This window comes from Marinospirillum alkalitolerans (assembly GCF_045055655.1).
Lineage (GTDB): Bacteria > Pseudomonadota > Gammaproteobacteria > Pseudomonadales > Halomonadaceae > Marinospirillum > Marinospirillum alkalitolerans.
Genome location: NZ_JBANFI010000006.1, coordinates 42,756 through 66,546 on the forward strand (window position 1 = coordinate 42,756; position 23,791 = coordinate 66,546).

25 protein-coding genes and 1 riboswitch are annotated in these 23,791 nt (G+C 54.8%); of the genes, 16 read left to right on the forward strand and 9 right to left on the reverse strand.

What is annotated here, in order from left to right:
* The first annotated feature begins 10 nt into the window (after positions 1-10).
* The 13 genes from V6U78_RS10400 to V6U78_RS10460 all read left to right on the forward strand — a co-directional run bounded on the left by V6U78_RS10400 (position 11) and on the right by V6U78_RS10460 (position 10,270).
* The gene (locus V6U78_RS10400) at positions 11-706 is read left to right on the forward strand and encodes an SIMPL domain-containing protein (protein ID WP_405340270.1); all 696 of its coding nucleotides are present in this window, start codon (positions 11-13) and stop codon (positions 704-706) included.
* A gap of 23 nt (positions 707-729) precedes the next feature.
* Positions 730-1,356: an elongation factor P hydroxylase gene (locus tag V6U78_RS10405; RefSeq protein ID WP_405340273.1), complete on the forward strand. Its 627-nt coding sequence runs from the start codon at positions 730-732 to the stop codon at positions 1,354-1,356.
* 19 nt (positions 1,357-1,375) lie between these two features.
* Positions 1,376-2,392 carry a Holliday junction branch migration DNA helicase RuvB gene (ruvB, locus tag V6U78_RS10410; protein ID WP_405340276.1) on the forward strand — a complete coding sequence of 339 codons (1,017 nt, stop codon included), beginning with the start codon at positions 1,376-1,378 and terminating at the stop codon, positions 2,390-2,392.
* Positions 2,393-2,402: 10 nt separating this feature from the next.
* On the forward strand, positions 2,403-2,813 hold the full coding sequence (ybgC, locus tag V6U78_RS10415) for a tol-pal system-associated acyl-CoA thioesterase (RefSeq protein ID WP_405340279.1): 411 nt from the start codon (positions 2,403-2,405) through the stop codon (positions 2,811-2,813).
* Between the two features lie 124 nt (positions 2,814-2,937).
* A complete protein-coding gene (gene tolQ, locus V6U78_RS10420; protein ID WP_405340282.1) occupies positions 2,938-3,612 on the forward strand; it encodes a protein TolQ in 675 nt (224 codons plus the stop codon).
* Positions 3,613-3,620: 8 nt separating this feature from the next.
* Positions 3,621-4,064 carry a protein TolR gene (gene tolR / locus V6U78_RS10425; protein WP_405340285.1) on the forward strand — a complete coding sequence of 148 codons (444 nt, stop codon included), beginning with the start codon at positions 3,621-3,623 and terminating at the stop codon, positions 4,062-4,064.
* Positions 4,065-4,083: 19 nt separating this feature from the next.
* Entirely contained in the window at positions 4,084-5,013 is a 930-nt protein-coding gene (locus V6U78_RS10430; protein ID WP_405340288.1) for an energy transducer TonB, read from the forward strand.
* The gene (gene tolB, locus V6U78_RS10435; RefSeq protein ID WP_405340291.1) at positions 5,007-6,320 is read left to right on the forward strand and encodes a Tol-Pal system beta propeller repeat protein TolB; all 1,314 of its coding nucleotides are present in this window, start codon (positions 5,007-5,009) and stop codon (positions 6,318-6,320) included. The genes V6U78_RS10430 and tolB overlap by 7 nt, the downstream gene beginning before the upstream one ends.
* Positions 6,321-6,447: 127 nt before the next feature.
* Positions 6,448-7,008 (forward strand): peptidoglycan-associated lipoprotein Pal, encoded by a 561-nt coding sequence (gene pal / locus V6U78_RS10440; RefSeq protein ID WP_405340294.1) that lies wholly within the window; start codon positions 6,448-6,450, stop codon positions 7,006-7,008.
* Positions 7,009-7,133: 125 nt separating this feature from the next.
* Complete coding sequence (gene ybgF / locus V6U78_RS10445) at positions 7,134-7,805, forward strand: tol-pal system protein YbgF (RefSeq protein WP_405340297.1); 672 nt, start codon at positions 7,134-7,136, stop codon at positions 7,803-7,805.
* Between the two features lie 137 nt (positions 7,806-7,942).
* On the forward strand, positions 7,943-8,725 hold the full coding sequence (locus V6U78_RS10450; protein ID WP_405340300.1) for a YciK family oxidoreductase: 783 nt from the start codon (positions 7,943-7,945) through the stop codon (positions 8,723-8,725).
* A gap of 159 nt (positions 8,726-8,884) precedes the next feature.
* Positions 8,885-9,448, forward strand: coding sequence for a hypothetical protein (locus V6U78_RS10455; RefSeq protein ID WP_405340302.1), 564 nt, complete (start codon positions 8,885-8,887; stop codon positions 9,446-9,448).
* Between the two features lie 84 nt (positions 9,449-9,532).
* Positions 9,533-10,270 (forward strand): hypothetical protein, encoded by a 738-nt coding sequence (locus V6U78_RS10460; protein ID WP_405340305.1) that lies wholly within the window; start codon positions 9,533-9,535, stop codon positions 10,268-10,270.
* Between the two features lie 79 nt (positions 10,271-10,349).
* Here V6U78_RS10460 and V6U78_RS10465 read toward each other — a convergent pair whose 3' ends face one another.
* Positions 10,350-11,489 carry an HD domain-containing phosphohydrolase gene (locus tag V6U78_RS10465; RefSeq protein ID WP_405340308.1) on the reverse strand — a complete coding sequence of 380 codons (1,140 nt, stop codon included), beginning with the start codon at positions 11,487-11,489 and terminating at the stop codon, positions 10,350-10,352.
* Between the two features lie 382 nt (positions 11,490-11,871).
* Here V6U78_RS10465 and galU point away from each other — a divergent pair, with 382 nt between their 5' ends.
* The 3 genes from galU to uvrB are packed head-to-tail and all read left to right on the forward strand — an operon-like array spanning position 11,872 to position 16,109.
* Positions 11,872-12,765 (forward strand): UTP--glucose-1-phosphate uridylyltransferase GalU, encoded by an 894-nt coding sequence (gene galU / locus V6U78_RS10470; RefSeq protein ID WP_405340311.1) that lies wholly within the window; start codon positions 11,872-11,874, stop codon positions 12,763-12,765.
* 6 nt (positions 12,766-12,771) lie between these two features.
* The gene (locus tag V6U78_RS10475) at positions 12,772-14,094 is read left to right on the forward strand and encodes a UDP-glucose dehydrogenase family protein (protein WP_405340314.1); all 1,323 of its coding nucleotides are present in this window, start codon (positions 12,772-12,774) and stop codon (positions 14,092-14,094) included.
* On the forward strand, positions 14,091-16,109 hold the full coding sequence (gene uvrB, locus V6U78_RS10480) for an excinuclease ABC subunit UvrB (protein ID WP_405340317.1): 2,019 nt from the start codon (positions 14,091-14,093) through the stop codon (positions 16,107-16,109). Before V6U78_RS10475 ends, uvrB begins: the two co-directional genes overlap by 4 nt.
* A 10-nt stretch (positions 16,110-16,119) precedes the next feature.
* Here the strand turns inward: uvrB and V6U78_RS10485 are convergent, their stop codons facing one another.
* The 8 genes from V6U78_RS10485 to V6U78_RS10520 are packed head-to-tail and all read right to left on the reverse strand — an operon-like array spanning position 16,120 to position 23,424.
* Positions 16,120-16,533, reverse strand: a complete 414-nt coding sequence (locus V6U78_RS10485) for a response regulator transcription factor (protein ID WP_405340320.1) — start codon at positions 16,531-16,533, stop codon at positions 16,120-16,122.
* An 18-nt stretch (positions 16,534-16,551) separates the two neighbouring features.
* A complete protein-coding gene (locus tag V6U78_RS10490; protein ID WP_405340323.1) occupies positions 16,552-17,094 on the reverse strand; it encodes a histidine phosphatase family protein in 543 nt (180 codons plus the stop codon).
* On the reverse strand, positions 17,087-17,872 hold the full coding sequence (gene cobS, locus V6U78_RS10495) for an adenosylcobinamide-GDP ribazoletransferase (RefSeq protein ID WP_405340326.1): 786 nt from the start codon (positions 17,870-17,872) through the stop codon (positions 17,087-17,089). Before cobS ends, V6U78_RS10490 begins: the two co-directional genes overlap by 8 nt.
* Positions 17,860-18,939, reverse strand: a complete 1,080-nt coding sequence (cobT, locus tag V6U78_RS10500) for a nicotinate-nucleotide--dimethylbenzimidazole phosphoribosyltransferase (protein ID WP_405340329.1) — start codon at positions 18,937-18,939, stop codon at positions 17,860-17,862. Before cobT ends, cobS begins: the two co-directional genes overlap by 13 nt.
* A 22-nt stretch (positions 18,940-18,961) precedes the next feature.
* The gene (locus tag V6U78_RS10505) at positions 18,962-19,747 is read right to left on the reverse strand and encodes an ABC transporter ATP-binding protein (RefSeq protein ID WP_405340332.1); all 786 of its coding nucleotides are present in this window, start codon (positions 19,745-19,747) and stop codon (positions 18,962-18,964) included.
* On the reverse strand, positions 19,744-20,724 hold the full coding sequence (locus V6U78_RS10510; RefSeq protein ID WP_405340335.1) for a FecCD family ABC transporter permease: 981 nt from the start codon (positions 20,722-20,724) through the stop codon (positions 19,744-19,746). The genes V6U78_RS10505 and V6U78_RS10510 overlap by 4 nt, the downstream gene beginning before the upstream one ends.
* The gene (locus V6U78_RS10515; RefSeq protein WP_405340338.1) at positions 20,721-21,557 is read right to left on the reverse strand and encodes a cobalamin-binding protein; all 837 of its coding nucleotides are present in this window, start codon (positions 21,555-21,557) and stop codon (positions 20,721-20,723) included. Before V6U78_RS10515 ends, V6U78_RS10510 begins: the two co-directional genes overlap by 4 nt.
* Before the next feature lie 37 nt (positions 21,558-21,594).
* Positions 21,595-23,424 (reverse strand): TonB-dependent receptor domain-containing protein, encoded by a 1,830-nt coding sequence (locus V6U78_RS10520; protein WP_405340341.1) that lies wholly within the window; start codon positions 23,422-23,424, stop codon positions 21,595-21,597.
* A gap of 120 nt (positions 23,425-23,544) precedes the next feature.
* A riboswitch (cobalamin riboswitch) is annotated at positions 23,545-23,743 on the reverse strand.
* Positions 23,744-23,791 lie beyond the last annotated feature (48 nt).

A 23,791-nucleotide genomic window follows, 5' to 3' on the forward strand; every position in this document is an offset into this window, starting at 1 on the left:
GGAGTCTCTGATGCGTTGGTTATTGATCTTGAGTTTGAGTGTGGTGTGGATGTCGGCCTCGGCGCAGCAGTGGGCGCCTGTGCCGCACGTGCAGGTAGAAGGGCAGGCCACCTTGTTGCTGGAGGCCGATCGGGTCGATCTGCGTGCAACCTTTACCGCAGAGCATCGTGAATCACGTTTGGCCTTACAGGATTTGGAGCGCCGTGTTCAAGAAGTGCAGCGCCGTTTGCGTCGTCAGCTGCCTGAAGGCGTGCGTCTTGAGGCCAGCCAGATCAGTATTCAGCCACGTCATGCACGGCGTCAGGATCAGTGGGTCATCAGCGGTTATGTCGCCACGCGTGAAATCCGTTTGCTGAATCTTGATGTCACCGAGGCTGGGCCTTGGATTGAAGCGCTGGTGGCGGCTGAGCCACATCAGCTCGGCCCTTTCGAGTATCGCTCTAGCCTGATGTCTGCGCAGCAGCACCCTGCTTTGCAAGCCGCGATCGAAGATGCCCGTGCCAAGGCGGAATTGATGGCCACGAGTCTGGGTGCGCGCTTGGGTGCGCCCTTGCAGTTAGAAGAAATCACCAGCCCGCAGCCTGCTGCCTTGATGCGGGCCGAGGTGATGATGGCGGCGGATACCTTGTCTAGTCCGCCTGAGCTGGATGCAGGTCAGTTGGAAGCTCAGGCGCGCGTGCGTTTGGTCTTTGAACTGCTGCCTTGATGGATCAGAAAAAGAGAAGAGGCATGTCTTTGGAAACTGCCAGCGCGAGGGATGCTGAAGCGGCTGAACAGCAAGCCTGTCGACAGCTCAAGTCGGTGTTTGAAGCTGTTTTTTATCCCACCTACCGCACGCGTTTGGTCCGTGGAGGCGATGAGCCCTTGTATCTCCCCGCGGCCAGCGCCGATGAGGATCATCAGATCATCTATGCGCGTGGTTTTTTAAATAGCGCCCTGCATGAGATTGCGCACTGGTGCGTTGCTGGTCCTGAGCGGCGTCTGCTCGAAGATTATGGTTACTGGTACTGTCCCGATGGTCGCTCCTCGACGCAGCAGCGTGCTTTTGAGCAGGTGGAGATCCGTCCTCAGGCTTTTGAGCAGTGTTTAACGCTCGCGCTGGGGCGTCCTTTTCGGATCAGTGCGGATAACCTTTCTGGTGACCCCGGCGATACGCGCGCCTTTGAGCTGGCCGTGCACCAGCAGACAAGAAGGCTGCTGGAAGGGCAGGAGCCTATGCCGCTGCGCTTAGGTCAGCTGCTGGAGGCCCTGTGTGTGGCTTGGCAGCGCCCTCTTGCACTCTGGCGAGAGGCGGCGATCCTGCGTCTCACACAGCGGGAACAGGCGCTCTTGGCGGCTGTCACTGAGCCCGTATGACATCAGCAAAGAGGCCGTTATGATAGAAAGCGATCGTCTTGTTGCCGCGACGGTGCAAGGCCCAGAGCTACATCAAGACCATGCGATCCGCCCCCGTTCCTTAGCCGACTATACGGGGCAGCCGCAGGTGAAAGAGCAGATGGAGATTTTTATTCGTGCCGCGCAAGCTCGTCATGAGGCCCTCGATCACACCTTGATTTTTGGCCCCCCCGGCTTAGGCAAAACCACACTCGCCAATATTATTGCCGAAGAAATGGGTGTATCGATCAAGAGTACCTCAGGTCCGGTCATTGAAAAGGCAGGCGATTTGGCCGCAATGCTGACCAACCTGAATGCAGGGGATGTGCTGTTTGTCGATGAAATCCATCGCCTGAGCCCCGCGGTGGAAGAAATTCTTTATCCAGCGATGGAAGACTATCAGCTGGATATCATGATCGGTGAAGGCCCTGCGGCACGCTCGATTAAGCTCGACCTGCCACCTTTTACGCTGGTCGGGGCGACCACCCGCTCAGGTATGTTGACCGCGCCCTTGCGTGATCGCTTTGGCATCGTGCAGCGCTTGGAATTCTATTCCGTTGAAGACTTAACCACCATTTTGGCGCGTTCAGCCCGTTTGCTGGGTTTGGATGCCGACCGGGCTGGGGTTGAGGAAATTGCCCGTCGCTCGCGAGGGACGCCGCGTATTGCCAATCGCTTGTTGCGCCGTGTACGTGACTATGCGCAGGTCAAATCCAATGGTCGCATTGATGCACAAATGGCCGATGCCGCGCTGAATATGCTGCATGTGGATACCCACGGCCTTGATCATATGGATCGCCGCTTGCTGTTGGCGATGATGGAAAAGTTTGCCGGTGGCCCTGTTGGGGTTGAAAGTTTAGCAGCCGCCATTGCAGAATCTCGCGACACCATTGAAGATGTGCTCGAGCCTTATCTGATTCAGCAGGGTTTGATGATGCGCACCGCACGAGGTCGCCAAGTGACAGATTTGGCTTGGTCGCATTTTGGGCTGACGCCTGTTGTGTCGGGATCAAATTAAAGGAACCTTTATGCCTTCTGTGCTGTCGCAGTCATTCGTCTGGCCAGTGCGTGTGTATTACGAAGATACTGACGCTGGTGGCCGTGTTTATTATGTGAATTATTTGAAGTTTATGGAAAGGGCGCGGACTGAATGGCTACGCGACCTCGGTTGGGAGCAGTCTGTACTCCCTGTGCTGTTTGTTGTCCGCCAAGCGCAGATTGATTATGTTGCGCCTGCACTGCTGGACGATGCGCTGAAGGTAGACGTACAGCTGACCCACCAGCAGGGAGCGCGCTTGCATTTTGTGCAACAAATCTGGCGCGATGAGGTCTGCCTCTGTCGTGCTGAGATCCAGGTGGCCTGTATTGATGCGCAGACCCATCAGCCCTGTCGCTTACCGGCTGAACTACGCGCGGCCTTACAGCCGAAGTCAGCATGATGCTTGCCTGAATAAAGCGTTTTGTCACTAAGCCTTGTAAAGCGCAGGGTAGCCAAACGTGATCTACAGAGTGTGGAATCTGATTCTTTGAGTCGTCAAGCTTGAGTCGTGAAGGAGTGAAACCTTGCAAGAGCTTACTTTTTGGAACATGGTCTTTGGGGCCAGTTTCTTTATTCAGTTTTTAATGCTGGTGCTGCTGGCGGCCTCGATCCTGTCCTGGGTGGCCATTTTCCAACGCTGGCAGGTTTTTCGTTTGGCCCGTCAAGAGCATGAAACCTTCAAAGAGCGTTTCTGGTCAGGGATCGAACTCAGCGAGCTCTTTCGTGATACCGATCCCTATGAAGTGCAAGGTGCAGAGCGTGTGGTCTACTCTGGCTTCAAAACCTTCAATCGTATCCGCCAAAAAACAGCCGAACCCGAGCCTATTTTAGAAGGCGTCGAGCGCTCTATGCGCATAGCGCTGGCTGAGGAGCAGGATCGCCTCCACTCAGGTTTGTCGCTGCTGGCGACCATCGGCTCAGTGAGTCCGCATATTGGTCTTTTTGGGACTGTCTGGGGGATTATGGAAGCCTTTAAGAGCCTTGCCGGTGTGCAGCAAGCCACCTTTGCCGTGGTTGCACCGGGTATGGCCGAAGCCCTGATGACAACGGCGCTGGGCTTGTTTGTCGCGATTCCTTCAGTGATTGCCTATAACCGCTATGTCGCTTCCAGCGAAAGCCTGCTGAATCACTATGAGAATTTTGCCGATGAATTCTCAGGCATCTTGCATCGCAGCTTGATCGTGCGTAAAGCAGACTAGGAGGCAGTATGCCGAAACCCAGATTGCGCCGTCGTCTGCCTAAAATGCCAATCGCTGAGGTCAATGTTCTGCCCTACATTGACGTAATGCTGGTGCTGTTGGTGATCTTTATGGTTACCGCTCCCATCTTGACTCAAGGCGTTGATGTGGAACTGCCAGAGGTGACTTCTGAGCCGATCGAGACGCAGCCTGAGCAGGAGCCGCTGGTGGTCTCTTTAAACGCGCAGGGCGAGTATTTTATAGAACTTGGTGCCGATAGTGATCAGGCTCTGCCACTTGATCAAGTGATCGAACAGGTGGCGCGCTTTAAGCGTCAGAACCCTGATATTCCAGTGTTGGTGCGCGGTGATCGTCGCGTGCCCTATGGCGAGGTGGTGATTTTGATGAGTCGTTTGCAAGGCGCTGGCGTCACGCAAGTGGGCTTGATTTCGCGTCCTCCCGAGCAGCCCTAGGCGATGGAGAACTCAGGCTGTGAAAGCTGAAAATCTGACGCTCTCGGTTCTGCTGGCGCTGGGCGTGCATCTGCTGGCCTTGGGTCTGCTGGCCTGGAATGGCATCAGCCCGCGCGCCTTACCCCAGCCAGAAACCCCGCAGATCATTCGTGCGCAGGTGGTGGATCAAGATCCAGCTGCGCGTCGTGCTGCCGAGCAAGAGCGTCTGCGTCAGCAGGAGTTACAACGCCAGCGCGAGGCAGAGCAAGCCCGTTTGCGTGAGCAAAGACGCCAAGAAGAAGCGCGGCGTCAGCAGCAGGAGGCTGAGCGTCAAGCGGCAGAAGCTCGGCGTCAAGAGCAGGCGCGTCAAGAAGAAGTGCGGCGACAGGAACAGGCCCGCCAAGAAGCACAGAGACAAGAACAAGCGCGCCAAGAAGCGCAAAGACAAGAAGCTGAACGCCAGCTCCAATTGCGCCGTCAGCGTGAGGAGCAGGAGCGGCAGCGCACCGAGGCTGAGCGTGTGCGTGCTCAAGAAGACGCCATTCGGCGCGAAGTCGAAGCCCGTCGTGCTGCTGAAGCCGCCGCGCAAAGAGCCGAAGAAGAGCGAATCCTGCGTGAATCTCAGCGCGCTAGAGAAGAAGCTCGTGCTGAGCGGGCGCGGCAGGATGCTCAGGCGGTTGCCGATATGGAAGCTGTGATTTTTACCCTGGTGGCTCAGCAGTGGACACGTCCGCCAGGTGTCACGGCGGATCTAGAAGCACTGGTCGAGGTGCGCCTGCTTAGTACGGGTGAGCTGGCTCCTGGTGGTCTGCGCCTGTTGCGTTCGAGTGGCCATGCCGCCTTTGATCGCTCGACTTTACAAGCGATTGAAAGAGCTGCTCCCTTCCCGCTGTTGCAGCTCGAACCGCGCCAACGCGACGCTTTTCGTGTGGTCAATCTATTATTCAAGCCTGAGGATTTAGTATGGTAAAACGCACGCCTTTTGCTCTTGTGCTGCTGGTCTTCTGTGTGACGCTTTTCTGGGGGATGGCGGCGCAGGCTAATCTAACGATCCGCATTACACAGGGGAATGATCAGGCCGCCCCAATAGCGGTGATTCCTTTTGCTTGGCAGGGCGCGCGTTTGCCTGAAGATGTCGCGCGGATTATCAGCGATAACCTGGAACGAACAGGGCTTTTTAATCCCATCCCGCGTGAAAATTTGATCAGCTTGCCTTCACAAAGATCTGAAGTGGTTTTTCGCGATTGGCAACGCCTGCAAGCACAGTATTTGATTCTGGGTCGTATGGCCTCAGAAGGTGAGCGCCTGCGCATCACCTATGAGGTTTTTGATGTGCAGGCTGGTGAGCGGCTGCTCGGCGAGAGTGTGATGGCCACTCAAGCCGATCTGCGTACACGCGCCCATTTTATTTCCGACCGTATTTATCAAAGCCTGACTGGGCAACGTGGCGTCTTCTCTACGCGTATCGCTTACGTCACTGCCGAACCCCTGGCAGGGCGAGCTGAATACCGTTATCGCCTGCATGTCGCTGATGCGGATGGTCAGCGTGCGCGGACTATTCTGACCTCTGAGCAGCCGATCCTCTCGCCTGACTGGTCGCCTGATGGTCGACGCCTCGCCTATGTCTCTTTTGAGCAGGGGCGGCCAGCGATTTTTGTGCAAGAGTTAGCAACAGGATCGCGCTTTCAGCTCACTAACTTCCGTGGCCTAAATGGCTCGCCTGCTTGGTCGCCAGATGGGCAGCGTATTGCGATGACCTTGTCGCGTGATTCGAGCCCTGAAATCTATATCTATGATCTGGAGCAACGCAGGTTAACGCGAGTGACGCATCATTACGCGATCGATACTGAACCTGCATGGTCGCCGGATGGAAAAAACCTTATCTTTACTTCAAGTCGCAGTGGTGGTCCGCAGCTGTATCAAGTTGATTTAGAAAGTGGGCAGATTGCGCGTCTGACTTTTGAAGGCAACTATAATGCACGGGGTCGCTACTCACCGGATGGCAGTGAAGTCTTTATGGTGCATCGCGCAGAAGGGGGTGGCCTGTTCAGTATCGCGGCCTTGCATTTGGAAACAGGGCGGTTAAGAATACTCACCACTTCACCCTTGGATGAGTCACCGAGTGTTGCCCCGAATGGTTCGATGGTGATTTATGCGTTAACACAGGGTACGCAAGGTGTGCTGGGCGTAGTTTCAACCGATGGGCGGATACAGTATGAGCTGCCTGCGGCACGAGGAGATGTGCGCGAACCGGCTTGGTCTCCTTATTTAAATTAAAAGATATGAGATTTTTTCTCTGTCTTGATTGATTTTAACTTTCAGCCTAGAGTGCAAAAAAGTTAAAGTACTGGTCTCTGACGCTGGGTCTGAGGCGCACAATAAATGTCTGATTTGGGAGAAGACTATGGACCTGATGAAACACAGCAAGGTTTTTGCATTAGCGGCCGTTCTGGCTTTGGTAGCTGGTTGTGGTGGTGGCGCGGCAACACAAACAGATGCAGAAGATGAAGTGGTTGCAGAAGAAGTGCTTGTTGATGATGCCGCTGCTGAACTGGCTGCTGCAGAAGCACAGGCTTTAGAAGATGCCGCAGCGGCTGAAGCTCAAGCCTTACAGGATCGTGCTGCAGCACTGCCAGATATCCGCACCATCTATTTCGATTTTGACCAATCAACCATTCGCAGCGAGTTCCGTGATGTGCTGAACGCCCATGCGGTTTACCTGCAAGCCAACCCCAATGCACGCGTTGTGCTGCAAGGCCACACGGATGAGCGTGGTACGCGTGAGTACAACATGGCACTGGGTGAGCGTCGTGGTGCCGCTGTACAGCGTTACCTAGCAAGCCAGGGTGTTCGTGCCGCACAAATGGAAGTCGTGAGCTATGGTGAAGAGCGTCCTGTTGTGCGTGCAGCACGTACCAGCGAAGACCATGCCCGTAACCGTCGTGTTGAAATGATGTACCGCTAATAACGGAGTTCTGAAGCGTGAAGCTGATCAAACAGAAGATCGCGCAGCAAGAACCTGTGGGGGCTCTTAGAGCCCCCCGTTTTGTTTCTTGTTTGTGTGTCCTTGCTTTGCAGGGAAGCGTGTTGGTGCCGAGCCTGTCTGCAAATGAGCGCTCGACCCCAGTGATTCAGGCTGAGCTTTTTATGCAGATGGAGCAGATGCAACAAGAATTGCAGGCCTTGCGTAATCTGGTTGAGCAGCAAGGCAATACGATCCAGCGGATGCAAACTGATCAACGCAATCGCTATCTTGATTTGGATCAGCGCCTGCAAGATCAGACTCAGCGCCTGAATGCGCTTGAAGAAGCCGATCCCCCTGTTTTATTGCCCACGCCTACCAGTGCCCAGCGCCAAGAGCAGCAACAGGTCGCACAGGATCAAAATCGCAGTGCACGCGATGCCTATGCCGAAGCCTATGCTCTCGTGCCAGAGCGGCGCTTTGATGAAGCCATTACGGCTTTTAATCGTTTTATTCTCGATTTCCCTGAATCCCGTCTGGTCGGTAATGGTTATTACTGGATCGGCGAGATTTATATGGCACAAAACCGTACCCAAGATGCGGAGCGGATGTTTGATATTGTTGTCCGTAACCATCCGGATAGCTTTAAAGTGGCCGATTCTAAGTACAAGTTGGGTTTGATTTATGCCCGTTATGGCGATCAGCGTCGTGCGCGTGACATGATGCGCGCCATTATTGCCGATCATCCACAAGAACCCGCCGCAGCTTTGGCCCGAGCCTATCTCGAACGCCAATCCTGATTTTGGTGCCTGCTTCAAGCGCGCAGCTTTGATGCGCCTTGAGGCAAGATGCATCAATCCGGCTTTTCTTCTTTTATCGATCTCGTCGTTTTATTGATCCTGTGATGTGACTGATCTTCTCGTGTTAAGGCTGAGCTATGCATACTTCATCGACATCTTCTTATCCTCATTATTTTGATTTTCAGCCTGAAGCTGACTCACTGAAAGATCGGATTATTCTGGTCACAGGCGCGGGCGCTGGCTTGGGTCGAGCGGCGGCCAAGGCCTATGCTCAGCAGGGCGCGACGGTGATTCTGCTTGGCCGTACTATCAGCAAGCTCGAAAGCGTCTATGATGAGATTCTTGCCGCAGGTGGCCCTGAGCCGGCGATCTATCCGTTAAATTTTGAAGGAGCGACCTGGAATGACTACCTGCAAATGGCGGATCGCCTCCATGAAGAGTTTGGTCGTCTTGATGGTGTGCTACACAGCGCTGGATTGCTTGGCCGTTTAACGCCGATGCAGTCCTACAATCCAGAGCTTTTTCAGCAGGTCATGCAGGTGAACTTCAGTGGTCCTGCCATGATGCTGCAGGCTCTGATTGCACTGCTGCAGCAGTCTGAAGATGCCTCGGTGATTCTGACCTCGTCCAGTGTTGGGCGTCAGGGCCGTGCTTTTTGGGGGGCTTATGCCTGTTCCAAATTTGCTTTGGAAGGGCTGATGCAAACTCTGGCGCAGGAGCTAGAGCAGATCAGTGCGATTCGCGTCAATAGCTTGAATCCAGGCGCTGTCCGGACTCAGATGCGCGCCACAGCCTATCCAGCTGAAAACCCAGCCAGCCTGCGCTCACCCGAGGAAGTCATGGGAACCTATCTGTATCTGATGGGATCAGCCAGCCGTGGTATCACGGGGCAGCAATGGAATGCGCAGCCAGATCGCTAAGAAGCCACTGTGAAGTGATGCTCGATCGCAAAAGACCAGCCTGAGTGCTGGTCTTTTTATTGTCACTCTAAGTGGCTTTTGATACAGATCAAGGCCTAAAATTTACTTTTCGTTACGATTCGGTACACAAAGGAGCGATTAACCTAAGGAAACCCGCTGATGGCCTCGAAACAACGCACTGCATCCTCGTCTATTCGCCTTGCTTTACCACTGCTGCTCAGTGCGCAGCTATTCAGTACACCGCTGGTTGCTGGATCATCATTGGCGATGAGCCAAGAGAATTTTACCCGCTTTATACAGATCAATCAGGAAGCAGCCGCATACCTTCCCTCTGATATTCTCAATGATGAGGGGGATGATGATGACTGGGGAAATGAGACTGAACTCAGTTATCAAGGTCACTGTGATTGGTCTCGTTACTATCAGCAGGAGTTCAGTCGAGAAGAAGCGCCTCTACACTTAGAAGATTTTCAGCAGCTGGTGGAAAGGCATGGTATGACACCGGCTGACTATTTTGCTTTTAGCAGAATGCTGTTCTGGCCCATTTATCAAGTTAATAAAGAAATGCTAGAGCGTGAAGCACAGCAGAACCCCGGCTTTGGCTTAACTTTTGCTGAAGAATATCCCGAAGGTGATTTGCTCGATCGCTGCATGTCCGATCAGCAAAAGCGCCAATCTCTAGAGTTGCTCAGTCAGCTTTCCAATCCGTTCTTTATGGAATAAAGCCTAAGGAACCTCTGATCAACGTAGCATCACCAAGCGCAACAGTTAATCAGAGGCTTCCTCATTGATTGCAGGAAGCTGATCATGTTAGCGCGAAGAAACTTTTTGTGTTGCTTTATATTGCTCTGTTTGCTGATGCTGCAGGGGGGCTGCGATGGCTCATCCAGCAGTGGTAGTGATGATTGGCATGATGACGATGACTGGTACGAAGAGTCACCTCCTGAGCCTGTACCTCCGCCCAACTATACCCATGATCTGATGCAGTACGGGCCTCACTGGGGAGGGATGGGACCAGCTTTGGATCATGTCGAGCTATTAGAGGCTGATCGGGAGCTTGTCTATCAGTTGAGTATTGGTGGTGAGTATGAGCATATTATTAACTGTCAAATGAACTCCCTCGGCGTTGGGGTTTTCCTGCCAGGAGCCTACTTTCATGAACATCTGGCCGAACGCGGGCCTGCCAGCGAGTATTTTGCGAATGAGGCAAAAACTTTGGCTAATCGGTTTAAACGTCAACCGGGTGCACTCTACGCCAGTCTGCTGAGCCTGAATCACGCCATTGCTTTTTATCCTCAGTTTGTGGCCGTTGCCGATGCCGTTTGGGAAGTGCATGAAGCTCTGTATCGTGATTTTCGTGAAGTCTTCTGGCCTGAGTGCATACAAAACATTCCCACCGCTTGTTTTGAACTCGGCTACAAGTTTATTGATTTTGAAGCCCGCTGTGCTGAAGGCCGCGTCAAGCTTTCGACTCTGCCAGGTTATGAAATGCTGCGCGAAGCCTATATCGAAGTTCAGAACCAAACCGGAGTGCGCTTAGAGTAATAATGGTTTGGCTGCAGAATATTTTTTAGTAAGAACAGAAGCCTCGAACGCATTGATGCTTCTGTTCTTAGTTTTCCTATTAAAGAGGAAAACCTGGGTGCTTGGCCATAATCCGCTCAAGCAGTGGTGTTAGGCGTGGGTCAGTAGGATCAAGGGTTTTCTTGATGCTACGTTGAGGGTCAGTAGCTAGATCAATCAGATGCTGGACTTCTAGCGGTTCTAAATCCTGCCGGGTAAGAAGACGCACCTGCGGGTTCAGGCGTTGTTCAGCATGGGTGGCATGCACCACGGCCAGAGCACCATCATTGAGTTCAACCAGGCAGCCTGGAGGGTAGACACCAAGGCTATGGATGAATTTTTCAACCAGGCGCGCATCAAAATCATGAAAGCGCCAGCGGTAAAGCTGACCCAGTGCCTGGGTCGGTGTTAAGGCATGGCGATAACTCCGCGTTCGAGTTAGGGCCTCATAAACTGAGGTGATGGCGACCATTCTGGCCAAGAAGCCGATCTGGCGACCTTTTAGCTTATCCGGATAGCCTTCGCCATTGGTTCGTTCTTGGTGATGAAGCACAATATCCAGCGTTTGTTCATCAAAGCCGCCTTGCTCGAGTAGATACTGGTAGCCGCGGCGTGGATATTCGCGAATCAGTTCTTTCTCAGCTTCGGTCAGTGGTGCGGTTTTATTGAGCACCTGAGCCGGAACTTGCAACAGCCCCATGCTGTGTAGCAACGCGCCTTGACCTAGTGGAAAAAGCTGGTCTTGGCGCAGGCCAATATGCTTGGCAAACACCAGACTGAGGATAGCGACGTTCAGTGATTTACTGACCAGCTCATCCTGATGATCATGCAGCATAGCCAGATAAACCATGTTCTGGCTGTCGTGCACCACTGATTGCATGATCTCCTCAAGTAGGTAACGGAGGCGCTTTTTTTCCAAAGCATGACCGAGCCGAATATCGCCCATCACCCGCTTCATTTCATTACGCAAATTTAAATAGAACTTGCGTTGCGGTGGCTGAGTGCTGGTCTTTGCTGCTTCGCTGCGTTGAAGATCAATATAGACATGCCGACAGGCCATTGGCAGCTGACTGGCGTGCTGATAACGCAAGGCGCAGGTTTCAAAGGGTTGATCTTGAGTGTCGACATCCATCCGGCAGATCCACATGCCGACTTGCAGGTCCTGAACGGCAACCTTCTGGTACTGGGGCTGAGCAAGCATCCTTTATTACACTCTTTTTTTAAGAAGTCTCTGATTAACTACTGCGCTTGGTGATGCTGCGTTTAAATTGGTCTCAAAATACTCATTTACTCTGTGTAAACTCCGCTTTTTCGATCAATTTCGCCTGCGACCTACATGGATGTAGGAAGTGCAGCAATTCGTCTGGAATGAATGCCGCCCTGACCTGCGCTCGTGACGTTGATCAGAGATTCTTTAAGGCAATCAATAGCAGCACATTAGAATTTTTAGGTGCAAAAGTTAACCTATTTTAACATAGTGTCGTGGTTTGAATAGAGGCTGCAGGATCAACTCCAACATGCCCAAAAGGCCGAGATCTGGCATACTGGGCCTTTTGATCACGGCGAACACTAAAGGAAGCAAGATGATCCGTAAAGCTGTACTCCCTGTTGCTGGTTTAGGCACTCGTTTTCTCCCAGCCAGTAAAGCCATTCCTAAAGAAATGCTGAGCGTAGTGGATAAGCCAGTGATTCAACTGGTGGTCGAAGAGGCTATCGCCGCGGGTATCAAAGAGATCATTTTGGTGACCCATGCGGCTAAAAAAGCCATAGAAGATCACTTTGATACCCATTATGAGCTGGAGCACACCCTTGCCCAGCGGGGTAAAACGGAGCTGTTGCAGACCCTGCGTGAACTTTTGCCTTCCGATGTGCGTGTGATCAGTGTGCGTCAAGGTCAACCCTTGGGCTTAGGCCATGCAATCTTGTGTGCGCGTGAAGTGGTCGGCGATCAGCCCTTTGCGGTGCTCTTGCCGGATGTGCTGGTCGATAACCATCAGCAGGATCAGACGGATTTGGCTTTGATGAACCAGCGTTTTGCCCAGACGGGTCAGGCGCAGATTCTGGTCGATGAAGTGGCGCGTGAGCGAGTGCATCAATATGGCATTGTGGCCTTGCAACAGGGGCAGACACTGGCCGCAGGTGATTTTGCAGCGATGCAGGCCATGGTCGAGAAGCCCAGTGCTGAAGCCGCACCATCACGTTTGGCGGTCGTGGGTCGTTATGTCTTACCTGCCCGTATTTTTCATCTGCTGGAAAAAACCCAGCCAGGTGCTGGCAACGAGATTCAGCTGACCGATGCACTGGATCAACTGCTGAGCGAGCAAGGTGCTGAAGCCTATCGGATGCAGGGAGTGACCTATGATTGCGGCGATAAGCTGGGCTATTTGCAAGCCACCTTGGCCTATGGTCTGCGCCATCCTCAGGTGGGGGCCGATTTTGCGGCCTATTTGCGTCAGAGTCTTCTTCAGCAAGGGTAGAGGGATATGCAACTACTTGTGGTGGGTTCGAGTTTAGGGGCGCAGGTCACGGCTGTGGCTTTGGCTTCAACTGGGCATCAGGTTTGTCTTGTTGTCGATGAAATCGCTCATTACCAGGCTTTAGAGCAGGGGCGATCCTTGTGGCGTGAACCTGGCTTGGACAGCTTACTGCAGGAAGTCCAGCATCAAGGTCTGTTGGCACTGAGCAGTTTGGAGGCCTGGCCCTCTCTGCGCAGCCAGTCTTATGCGGCAGTCTTTCTTGCACTTGCACCTAATCAATGGTCGCTGGCTGAGTCGATCACCCTGCGTCTTGGTCAGATGCTGCCCGATTTTCTGCTCGTCAATCAAAGTACCTTCCCTGTGGGATCAACCGAAGCCTTGCAAGCCTTGCTGCCAGATGCGCAGCATCAAGCGACAGTCTGCCTACCCGACTTGTTGCAAGAAGGGGCCGCTTTAGCGGGCTGGACGCGGCCAGAGCGGATTTTGCTGGGGTGCAAGACAGCTTGGGCAGAAGAGCGTCTTAGAGAAATTCTGCGGCCTTTTAATCGTCGCCAAGATCATTTTATGGTGATGAGCCCGCGTGAAGCTGAGTTTACCAAGCTCGCGATCACTGGGATGCTGGCAACACGTTTAAGCTTTATGAACGATATGGCAAATCTCGCCGATGCTTTGCAGGTGGATATCGAGGCTGTGCGTCAGGGGGTGGGGAGTGATCCACGCATCGGCGATCAATACCTCTATCCTGGCTGCGGTTTTGGTGGGCTCAGCTTTTCACGCGATGTGATGAGCCTGGCGACCACCCTCGAAGACTCGGGCGTGGGTTCTGAGCTGCTGGAAGAGGTGCTGGTGATCAATGAGCGCCAAAAAGAAATCCTCTTTCGTAAGGCGTGGCAGCACTTTGAGACCCGCTTGCAAGGCAAGACCTTTGCCATTTGGGGCGCGGCCTTTAAACCCGGGAGCGATCGGATTGATAACGCGCCTGTGCTGCGCCTTCTACAGGCCTTATGGGCACAAGGGGCAAGCGTACAGGTGCATGATCCCAAGGCACTGGATGCGCTGGCGGCTTGGGCAGGCAAACGCGATGATCTGCGCCTTTGTGCAACAGCGGCCGAAGCGGCTGATGGAGCCGATGCCTTGATGCTGCTGACCGAGTGGAAAACCTATTGGAGCCCGGATTTTGAGCAGTTGCGCCGCCAGTTGCGTACGCCCGTGATCTTTGATGGCCGCAATATCTATGATCCCCAGTATTTACAGTCGATAGGTTTTACCTACTATGGTGTAGGGCGGCAGGCTGGCGAGAAAACCCGCACGACTGAGGTATGGCGATGAAGCAGGTGCTACGAGTCCAGTCTAACTATCAGCCTGCGGGGGATCAGCCTCAGGCGATTGCGCAGCTGGTCGATGGATTAGAGCAAGGGCTGGCGCATCAGACACTGCTGGGTGTGACGGGATCAGGTAAAACCTTCACCATGGCGAAGGTGATTGAGGCGGTTCAGCGCCCAACCTTGATTCTGGCGCATAATAAAACCTTGGCCGCGCAACTCTATGGCGAGTTTAAGCAGTTTTTTCCAGACAACGCCGTTGAGTATTTTGTCTCCTACTATGACTATTATCAGCCAGAAGCCTATGTGCCTTCGAGCGATACCTTTATTGAAAAGGATGCCTCGATCAATGAGCATATCGAGCAGATGCGCCTCTCCGCGACCAAGGCCCTGCTGGAAAGGGATGATGCGATCATTGTCGCCACTGTGTCTTCGATCTATGGTTTGGGTGATCCTGCTGCCTACCTGAAGATGGTGGTGCATCTTGATCGTGGTGAGCCGATGAATCAGCGTGAACTGCTGCGTCGTATGGCTGAGTTGCAATATACGCGCAACGATCTGGATTTTCGCCGTGCTACCTTTCGTGTTCGTGGTGATGTCATTGATATCTTTCCGGCAGAGTCAGAAAACGAAGCGGTACGCGTAGAGCTGTTCGATGATGAAATCGAGCAGATCAGCCTGTTTGATCCTCTCACGGGCAAGGTACTGCGCAAGGTACCGCGCTACACCATCTATCCCAAGTCCCACTATGTGACCCCGCGTGAAACCCTATTGCAAGCAGTTGATGCCATCAAGGATGAGTTGCGTGAGCGTCTGGATTATCTGCGCCGTCATGATCGTCTGGTTGAGGCGCAGCGTCTTGAGCAGCGCACCCAATACGATATCGAGATGATGATTGAGCTGGGTTATTGCACGGGGATAGAAAACTATTCGCGTTACTTATCTGGCCGTGAGCCAGGTTTAGCCCCGCCGACCTTCTTTGATTATCTGCCAGCCCATGCTTTATTAATGATTGATGAATCCCATGTCACTGTGCCGCAAATTGGCGCGATGTATAAGGGGGATCGCTCGCGCAAAGAAACGCTGGTGGACTATGGTTTTCGTCTGCCTTCGGCCCTGGATAACCGTCCACTGCGTTTTGAAGAGTGGGAGGCATTGGCACCGCAGATGATTTTTGTCTCAGCAACCCCCTCGCATTATGAATCCCAGTATGCTGGGCAGGTGGTTGAGCAGCTGGTGCGGCCCACTGGCCTGCTGGATCCAGAAGTCGAGGTGCGACCAGCGCAGAATCAGGTTGATGATCTATTGCAGGAGATACATCACGTCGTCGCCCAGGGTGACCGAGTGCTGGTGACCACGCTGACCAAGCGTATGTCAGAAGATCTGACGACCTATCTGCATGAGCAGGGGGTTAGGGTGCGCTATGTCCACTCAGATATTGATACGGTCGAGCGGGTCGAAATTATTCGTGATCTGCGTTTGGGCGAGTTTGATGTGCTGGTCGGGATCAACCTGCTGCGTGAGGGGCTGGATATGCCCGAAGTGTCGCTGGTGGCGATCCTCGATGCAGATAAAGAAGGCTTCTTGCGCTCAGAGCGGGCGCTGATTCAAACGCTGGGGCGTGCAGCAAGAAATGCGCGTGGACGAGCGATCTTCTATGCCGATCGTGTCACTGGCTCGATGCAAAAAGCCATGGATGAAACAGCGCGGCGCCGTGAAAAACAGATCGCTTACAATGCCGAGCGGGGGATCACACCGCAGACGATTTATAAATCGGTGGCCGATATTCTTGAAGGTGCGCAGGCCCCAGGCAGTAAGAAGGGCGCAGGTCAGTTGAAGAAGGTGGCCGAACCTGCCGCTGATTATGGCGCCTTAACGATGAAAACTCCGGCAGAGTTGGATCGTTTGTTGGAAACCTTGGAGCAGCAGATGCGTCAGGCGGCGAAGGATCTGGAGTTTGAGCGTGCAGCGGCTTTGCGTGATCAGTTGCAGGCGCTTCAGCAGCAGCGCCTAGCGCTCTAGAAAGCTCTATTCACTCTTGCGCTGGCGGCTTGTGTGCCAACGCGGCTTTTTTGGCCAATGCCTTGTCGATGGCGCTGCTGATTTGTTGTCCACGAAAGGGCTTCAGGACATAACCATCGGCTCCTGTGCGGATCGCTTGTTGGACTTCGCTGCTGGTGCTGCAAGCGGTCACCATAATCACCAGTTGGTTCTCGCATAGGGTTTTAATACTGGCGAGGGCATCTAAGCCGCTGAGCTCGGGCATGTTGATATCAAGAAACACCAGATCGGGTTGATGCTGCTTGGCAAGTTCGATCGCTCGATAGCCAGTATTGCCTTCGGCGATGACCTGATGGCCGATATCCGTCAAAAACTCTTTGAGCAGCTCGCGCATCATGGGTTCATCATCAACGACCACGAGGCGCAGAGGGCGAGTGCTAGGCATAAAACCTCGTCAATCCAGTTAGAAAACGCAGCGCAAGGCTAGTTTTTTACCATATTTAACACTAAGAGGCCAAGTTGTCGCTTGGGGCCGCTCACTCGGGCGCTCAGTGATCCAGCGTGCCGCGTTGATCCAGCCGGCATGGCCTACCATCAACCAGGGTTCGCGCTGGCTGCGTAGCCAGCACTCGACCCGTTCAAAGACCTGCGCTAGGTTTTCGCCGCCGCCGGGTGCATAGTGGAAGAAGTCGGCGCACCAGGCATCGATTTCTGCTGGCGCAATGCTCGACCAGGCGCGACCTTCCCACTCCCCAAAATGCATTTCCATCAGCTCTGGTGCCACGATGACCTGCCAGCCCCGCTGGGCCAGCCAAGCGCCGACACCTTGGGAGCGTTGCAAGGGGCTGACATACACCTGACGCGCAAGTTGATGCTGTCGCGCATGGCGCTCTAGGCGATCGGCAAGGCGCTTCAATCGTCGTGGATCAACAGGGACATCTGTCTGGCCGATACAGCGGCCCAAAACTCCTTCTGGGCGCGGGTGCCGCCAGATCCAGTTAGACATGTGCCCACACCAGAAACCAGCCAGCGTAGCTTGCCAGCTCAGCCAATTGTTGGGTGGCGCCCAGTCCATCTCCGGTATAACCACCGAGGCGTTTTTTGAGTACCCGACTCATCCAGAGGCTGCTGAACAGCATCAACGCGAGCGGCAGGGCTGCACTCCACCAAGGCCAAGCCAGCCAGCTCGTGCCAAGCAGCAGCGCTAGCGGTGGAACTAGGGCCGTCGCGGCTTGAGTGCGAGTGAGATGTTGGGCAAGGGGTTTGGCTTTGGCGTGCTCCAGATCTCCGGCATAAGGTAAGCAGGCTATCAGGCTGATACTGAACCAGCGTGACCAGCTATGGCTGAAGATCAAGGCCCAGCAGGCGAGGGTGATTGGCAGGCTGGCCAGTAGGCTCACCTTGAGACCCAGCATCAGGATCAGCCCTGCTGTGCCATAGGTGCCAAGGCGCGAATCCTTCATGATGTCGAGTGCCTTTTCGCGGCTGACACTGCCCCCGAGTGCATCGCAGGTATCGGCAAAGCCATCTTCATGAAAGGCCCCGGTCAGGATCAGGCCGCAGGCTGTCGAACCCAGCGCCGCGATCACCGGATTAAACAGCCAGCTGAGCAGTGCAAAAGCCAGCGCGAGACCACTGCCGATCAATAATCCCACCAGCGGGAAATAACGCGCACTCTGGTGCAGCCACTGAGGATCAAATTGGGCGAGCTGGGGCAGCGGCAGGCGGGTTAAAAATTGCAGTGCCACCAGCACCAGACGCAGCTCCTGCTTCAAGACGTGCATTCGATCTTGCCTGCTGGGCCACTGACACCCGCTTCAGTGAGGCTGGCCATCTGATTGAGCATCGCCAGTGCGGAGACTAACAGTGGATAGGCCAGTGCGGCTCCGGTGCCTTCACCAAGACGCAGACCGAGATCGAGCAGGGGTTCGGCTCCCAGCGCTTCTAACAGCAGCGCATGGCCAGGCTCAGCGGAGCGATGACTGAAAATCGCCCAGTCTTTGATCCCAGGTTGAAGCTGTTCAGCCACCAGTAGCGCGCTGGACGCGATGACACCATCCATCAGCAGCACGCGGCCTTCACTGGCGGCTTGCAGCAGTGCGCCAGTCATCATCGCGATCTCAAAGCCGCCGAAGGTGGCCAAAACGCCCAGAGGATCACTGACCTGTGGATGGCGCGCGAGCACCTGCGTTAACACCTGCTGTTTACGAGCGAGGCCTGGATCATCCAGTCCGGTGCCTCGTCCTGTTACCTCTGTGATGGGCAGGCCAAGGAGACGGCTGATGATCAGGCTGGCGGCTGAGGTATTGCCGATGCCCATTTCACCAAGAATCAACAGATTGCCGGGCATGGCGCTCACCAGCTGTTGGCCTGTTTTGATGGCAGTGATGCAGTCGGCTTCCGTCATGGCGGCTTGATGGAGACTCGATTGCGTGCCTTGGCCCAGCTTATAGTGGCGCAGTTGTGGGTGCGCAGGAAGATCGCCGATCACACCAGCATCGACGAGCGTTAAAGCCAGCTGATGCTGACGAGCAAAGACATTAATTGCAGCACCGCCTGAAAGAAAATTCAGCAGCATCTGGTGCGTGACGCTTTGAGGAAAGGCCGAGATGCCTTCCGCGGCCAAGCCATGATCCGCAGCAAACACCATCACTTGTGGATCTTGCAGTTCAGGCTGCTCGCCACCGATTAAGCAGGCCAGACGCAGTGCCAGGGTTTCGAGTCCACCGAGGGCACCGAGGGGTTTGGTTTTTTCATCCAGCCGGGCTTGATAGTGCGCGCGCGCAGCCGGTGAGACAGGCCTGGCGAGTGGCGGTGGTGTATAGGTGGAGGAAGGTGTTGAGCAGGACATACAAGTCTCCTGAATCCAGTTCTCAGCTGGGGCTGAGAGGGTAAAACTGCCAGTGACCATCCACTTGATAGGCCTTTAATGGCTGCTGATAGAGGTCTTCAAAGGCACTGAGATTCAGCATTGCCTCCTTGGGCCCCCAGCAGGCACGACCATCGGGATAGAGTAAGAAAAGATGGCTGCAAAATCGCAGGGCCAGATTCAGATCATGCAGACTCATCACTAGTGCGCGCTGCGTTTGTTGCTGTAAAAGATGCAGAATCTGTACTTGAAAGCGCAGATCCAGATGATTGCATGGCTCATCAATCAGCCAGATGGCGGGGTCCTGAATCATCAAGCAGGCCAGTGCCAAGCGCTGGCGCTCACCGCCAGAAAGCTGGGTGAGTAATCGCTGGCGCAAAGGTTGGAGTGCCAGCTGGGTGAGGGCGAGATCCACCGCCTGCTGATCAGCCTGCGTTGTGCGCCCCCATAAACCTTGATGTGCAAAGCGGCTCATGGCGGCCAGCTCAGTCAGTGTGACCGGAAAGGCATCCTGTTGTTGCTGAAAAACCAGCCCGATCTGGCGTGCCCGCGCGCGCGCCTTGTAACGAGTGATCAGCTCGCCGCCAAGATGGATCTGTCCCTGGGCGGGTGATTGGAGTCCGGCCAGTGTCTGCAAGAGGGTGGTTTTTCCTGCACCATTGGGGCCTAGTAAAGCCCAGCATTCACCGGCTTGCAGTGTCCAGCTGATCGGAGCCGCCTGCTGATGTTGAGGCAGCGCAAGACGCAAGTCTTGGGTGGTCAGTGGTGCCACGCTGGACGCGGGGCTCATGTTTTGGCCTGCCGATGCAGTAGATAGAGAAATACTGGTACACCAATCAGCGCGGTCATCACACCGACAGGCAGTTGCTGCGGGGCAAGCAGGCTACGCGCGGCGGTATCGGCCAGCATGAGCAGGCTCGCACCTGCGAGCGCGCTGGCGGGTAAAAGCCAGCGATGATCACTGCCAATCCATAAGCGCATCAGATGTGGGACAACTAGACCAATAAAGCCCAGACTGCCGACACTGGCAACAGCGGTCGCAGTGATCAGGGCCGCAGAGATAAACAGCAGGGTTTCCAGTGGTCGGACTGCCACACCCAGCACCTGTGCTTGCTGCTGGCCGCGAGCAAGCAGATTCAACGCACGGCTGAAGGGGGCCAGGATCAGCAGGCTGCTGCCAAGAAGCAGCAGAAGGGGAGAAGGCTGGCGGGCATAGCTCAGATCCCCCATCAGCCAGTAGAGCATGCCTGGTAAAGCTCTTTCAGGGGTGATCGAGAGCAGCAGGCTCAACCCAGCACCCCAGCCTGAAGCCAGTACGATACCGGTCAGCAATAAGCGTGTTGGCTGCATTGGACCGCTGAGCCAAGCCAGTCCAAAAACCAGCAGGCTAGAAAACAGGGCCCCACCAAAGGCTGCCAGATTGATCCAGAGGAGTGTCCAGCCGGCCAGCATCGCCAGCAGAGCGCAGAAGGCGGCTCCACCAGAGAGACCAAGAATATAAGGATCAGCCAGAGGATTGCGTAACAGTAGCTGCATCAGTACACCGGCCACGGCCAGCAGACCGCCCACGGCCAGCGCGGTCAGCAAACGGGGTAGGCGTAGTTCTAGAACCAACAGCTGTTCTAAGGGCGTGGCTTGGCCGGTCAGCACGGCATGGAGCTGCGCCAGAGAAAGAGGTTGGCTGCCAGTCAGTAAGCCAAACATCAGGCAGGCCAGACAAACGAGCAGCAAGAGCAGCAGCGCGAGCAGGGGATGGGCTTTCATCATGGGTGAAGTCCATAGTGCTGACGGCTGAGCGCCAGCTGATCGCAGATCGCCTCGATGCCATCAAGTAGTCGAGGCGTGGGCCGTTGCACTAAAGAAGGCGGCACAAAATACAGCTGCTGTTGCGCCACCGCCTCAATGGCGGGGAGATCCTGCCAAGCCGTTAACCATTCTGTGGAGGTTTCGCTCATGCCGCCACTGAGCATCACCTGAGGGTTGGCGAGCAGCACGGCTTCACGGCTGAGCCGGGGCGTGAGCGGGCCAAGATGGGCAAACACATTCTCGCCGCCGCAGACTTCGAGTGCTTGATGGATAAAGTGCTGCCCGTTGATGGTCATCAGCGGTTGATCCCAGATTTGGTAAAAAACGCGCAGGGGTGTTGCCTGCTGATAGCGTGTACGCAGCTCAGCCAGGCGTGCTTCAAAGGCACTGGCAGCGGCTTCAGCCTGCTGTTGATGTCCGGTGAGTTGACCGAGCCAGCGCAGTTCGGCGCTAATATCTTCGAGTAATCGTGGCTCAGAGGCTTCCACGCGCAGGCCCAGCCGAGTCAATTGTTGCATCAGCGCTGGCGGTGTGCCGCTGTGCCAAGCCAGAATCAAATCTGGGTTGAGGCTGATCAGGGCTTCGAGATCGATCGCTTGATAATTGCCGATGCGGGGCAGATCACGTGCCGCTGGGGGTTCATCGCTAAATTCGACTGTAGCGACAAGGCGTGCTTCAGCGCCGATCGCATAGATCAATTCAGTCAGGTGTGGGGTGAGGGTAATGATCCGCTGTGCCGGTGCGGCTTGAAGCGGCATGGCGCAAAAGAGCGCACTGATCAGTAACAGGGGCACCCAGGGGTGCCCGCTGCTTTTGCTTGCCCTGCCGATCTTAGAAGCGATATGCAACACGGGCTTCCCAATAACGGCCTTGGGTGTTGTAACCCGAAGCCAGTTGATCATCCTTATCAAGCAGATTATCGACACGGGTACTGAGCTGCCATGCGGGCGTCACGTCCCACTGAGCACGCAGATGCAAGGTGGCATAGCCAGGAAGGCTTGGGCCATCCCAGTCATAACGGCTGGATTGCGCTTTCAGGCTGCTGCCAAGACTCCAGTTGGAACCCAGATAGTCGATATCGATGCGGCCATGTTGCTTGGCACGTCGCAGCAGTTGTGTGCCTGTCTCACGGTTTTCTGGATCTTGCCAAGTCAGCTGGACGCCCAGACGCCAGTCCTCTAAGCGATACTGGCTTGAGAGCTCGACACCGCGAATACGGGCTTCACTGATATTCTGATATTGGCTGTTGCTCCAGGTAATCAGCTCATCAATGGTGTTATGGAAAAAGCTCAGGCGTGAGCGTGCCCCCTGCTGGTTATCAAAGGCCACCCAGGCTTCATAATTGAGTGACTCTTCTGGATTCAAATCTGGGTTGGCACCCCAAGCACCATAGAGTTCTTGCAGATTTGGCGCTCGATAGCCGCTACTGGCACTGGCCCCAAGTTGATAAGTTGAGCTGAGCTGCCACGCCAGACCAAGATGGCCGGTGGTGTGGCTGCCAAAATACTCATCATCGTCAAAGCGTACACCGCTGCTGATGATCAGCTGTTCAGCCAGTTGATGCTGGCCTTGAGCATAGACACCCCACAAGCGGCGTTGATCTTCTGCAAAACTGGGCGCTTCAAGCAGTTTTTCCTGGGCTAAATCGACACCAAGGCTGGCGCTGTAGTCTTCTGCGGTGAAGCTATGCTGCCACTGAAGCTCATCGCGACGGGTTTTGGTCTCGCCATTGGCTGTGCCTTCGCGGAACTGCTCACGGTGTTCAAGGACGGAAGCCCCACTGAGCTGCATCTGCCAGCCAGCACTGAGCTGCGCTTGCCAAGCCAGCTGGGCGCTGGTTAGGCTAAATTCTTGCTCACAATCATGAGAGGTTGCCCAAGTCACTGGATCAGAACAGCCATCATAGTCATTATCGCCTTGCGTATGGTGCAGGGTCAGCTGTAAACGATGATCCTTATTCAGCTGGTGCGCCACTTGACCTGCCGCGCTGAATTGCTGGTAGCCATCTTCTTCGCCACTGGTATCGGCGGTTTGGGCGTTGAAGCCATCACTGGCTGCCCAGCTGAGCTGACCATTCCACTGGGTGGCGCCTGAGCGACCCGCCAGTTGTAAGCCAGTTTGCCAAGTGCGATCTGCGCCCCAGCTTTGGCTGATCTCGCCTTGCAAGCCATCTTGGTTGGCTTCGCGGGTGATGATATTGATCACGCCACCGAGAGCATCTGCACCCCAGGCACTGGATTGTGGGCCGCGCAGGATCTCAATCCGCTCTATCTGACTGAGCTGAATAAATTGGAGGCTGGCTGTGCCTGAAGTCGGGTCATTGAGTTTTTGACCATTCAGCAGAATCAGGGTGTGGTTAGAGTTGGCACCACGAATAAACACACTGGTTTGTGCCAGTGCATTCCCCGTCCGCCCGATCTCAACCCCTGCCTGACCTTGGAGCAGGTCAGCCAAGCTGGCTGGTTGCAGGCGATCGATCTCTGCACGGGTGATGACTGTGGCCGCGGCCAGGGTTTGGCTTAAGGGTTGACTCAGGCGCTGGGCGCTGATAATCAAGGGGTCAAGCTCTTGTGCTCCTGCTGGCTGGGCGGCTCCTGCCTGATGGCTGAGTGCGACAGCGATGGCAGTCAGCACAAAAGTAGTTTTTTTATAGCTATTCAACGTCGGTTTCCTCAATCGCATAAAAAAGGAGCGATGAGGGAGGACAAGGCTAAGCCTGATGCAGTGCACCAGTTTGGATACTTGGCCAGGTGAAGCCCTCCGCATCACCAGCAGCCTGAAAACAGGCACACTCAACAGGCCGGTCTCCGGGCTGAGATGCGGATCAATCACGATCATCACAAGCCGCCTTCCCATGCATCTGCACAGTGGCGCAAGGCTTGACAACATCCTACCGTTGCGGGGGCAGCGCAGGTATGACCTGCTTCCCGTTTAACCCTTTTTGCTTGACTCCAAGGGCACCTGCAAAGTGTCGCCTATTGTCGCGATTGTTGGCAGCCTGTCAAGGAAAGGGTAGAGTTGGCGCTGA

Coding starts and splice junctions, on each gene's coding strand:
- V6U78_RS10485 (WP_405340320.1), bottom strand. CDS start 16,533: ATGCCTAGCACTCGCCCTCTGCGCCTCGTGGTCGTTGATGATGAACCC.
- V6U78_RS10400 (WP_405340270.1), top strand. CDS start 11: ATGCGTTGGTTATTGATCTTGAGTTTGAGTGTGGTGTGGATGTCGGCC.
- uvrB (WP_405340317.1), top strand. CDS start 14,091: ATGAAGCAGGTGCTACGAGTCCAGTCTAACTATCAGCCTGCGGGGGAT.
- V6U78_RS10490 (WP_405340323.1), bottom strand. CDS start 17,094: ATGTCTAACTGGATCTGGCGGCACCCGCGCCCAGAAGGAGTTTTGGGC.
- cobT (WP_405340329.1), bottom strand. CDS start 18,939: ATGTCCTGCTCAACACCTTCCTCCACCTATACACCACCGCCACTCGCC.
- V6U78_RS10475 (WP_405340314.1), top strand. CDS start 12,772: ATGCAACTACTTGTGGTGGGTTCGAGTTTAGGGGCGCAGGTCACGGCT.
- V6U78_RS10465 (WP_405340308.1), bottom strand. CDS start 11,489: ATGCTTGCTCAGCCCCAGTACCAGAAGGTTGCCGTTCAGGACCTGCAA.
- V6U78_RS10510 (WP_405340335.1), bottom strand. CDS start 20,724: ATGATGAAAGCCCATCCCCTGCTCGCGCTGCTGCTCTTGCTGCTCGTT.
- pal (WP_405340294.1), top strand. CDS start 6,448: ATGGACCTGATGAAACACAGCAAGGTTTTTGCATTAGCGGCCGTTCTG.
- V6U78_RS10460 (WP_405340305.1), top strand. CDS start 9,533: ATGTTAGCGCGAAGAAACTTTTTGTGTTGCTTTATATTGCTCTGTTTG.
- cobS (WP_405340326.1), bottom strand. CDS start 17,872: ATGCACGTCTTGAAGCAGGAGCTGCGTCTGGTGCTGGTGGCACTGCAA.
- tolB (WP_405340291.1), top strand. CDS start 5,007: ATGGTAAAACGCACGCCTTTTGCTCTTGTGCTGCTGGTCTTCTGTGTG.
- V6U78_RS10405 (WP_405340273.1), top strand. CDS start 730: ATGTCTTTGGAAACTGCCAGCGCGAGGGATGCTGAAGCGGCTGAACAG.
- V6U78_RS10455 (WP_405340302.1), top strand. CDS start 8,885: ATGGCCTCGAAACAACGCACTGCATCCTCGTCTATTCGCCTTGCTTTA.
- tolR (WP_405340285.1), top strand. CDS start 3,621: ATGCCGAAACCCAGATTGCGCCGTCGTCTGCCTAAAATGCCAATCGCT.
- ybgC (WP_405340279.1), top strand. CDS start 2,403: ATGCCTTCTGTGCTGTCGCAGTCATTCGTCTGGCCAGTGCGTGTGTAT.
- V6U78_RS10505 (WP_405340332.1), bottom strand. CDS start 19,747: ATGAGCCCCGCGTCCAGCGTGGCACCACTGACCACCCAAGACTTGCGT.
- galU (WP_405340311.1), top strand. CDS start 11,872: ATGATCCGTAAAGCTGTACTCCCTGTTGCTGGTTTAGGCACTCGTTTT.
- V6U78_RS10450 (WP_405340300.1), top strand. CDS start 7,943: ATGCATACTTCATCGACATCTTCTTATCCTCATTATTTTGATTTTCAG.
- ruvB (WP_405340276.1), top strand. CDS start 1,376: ATGATAGAAAGCGATCGTCTTGTTGCCGCGACGGTGCAAGGCCCAGAG.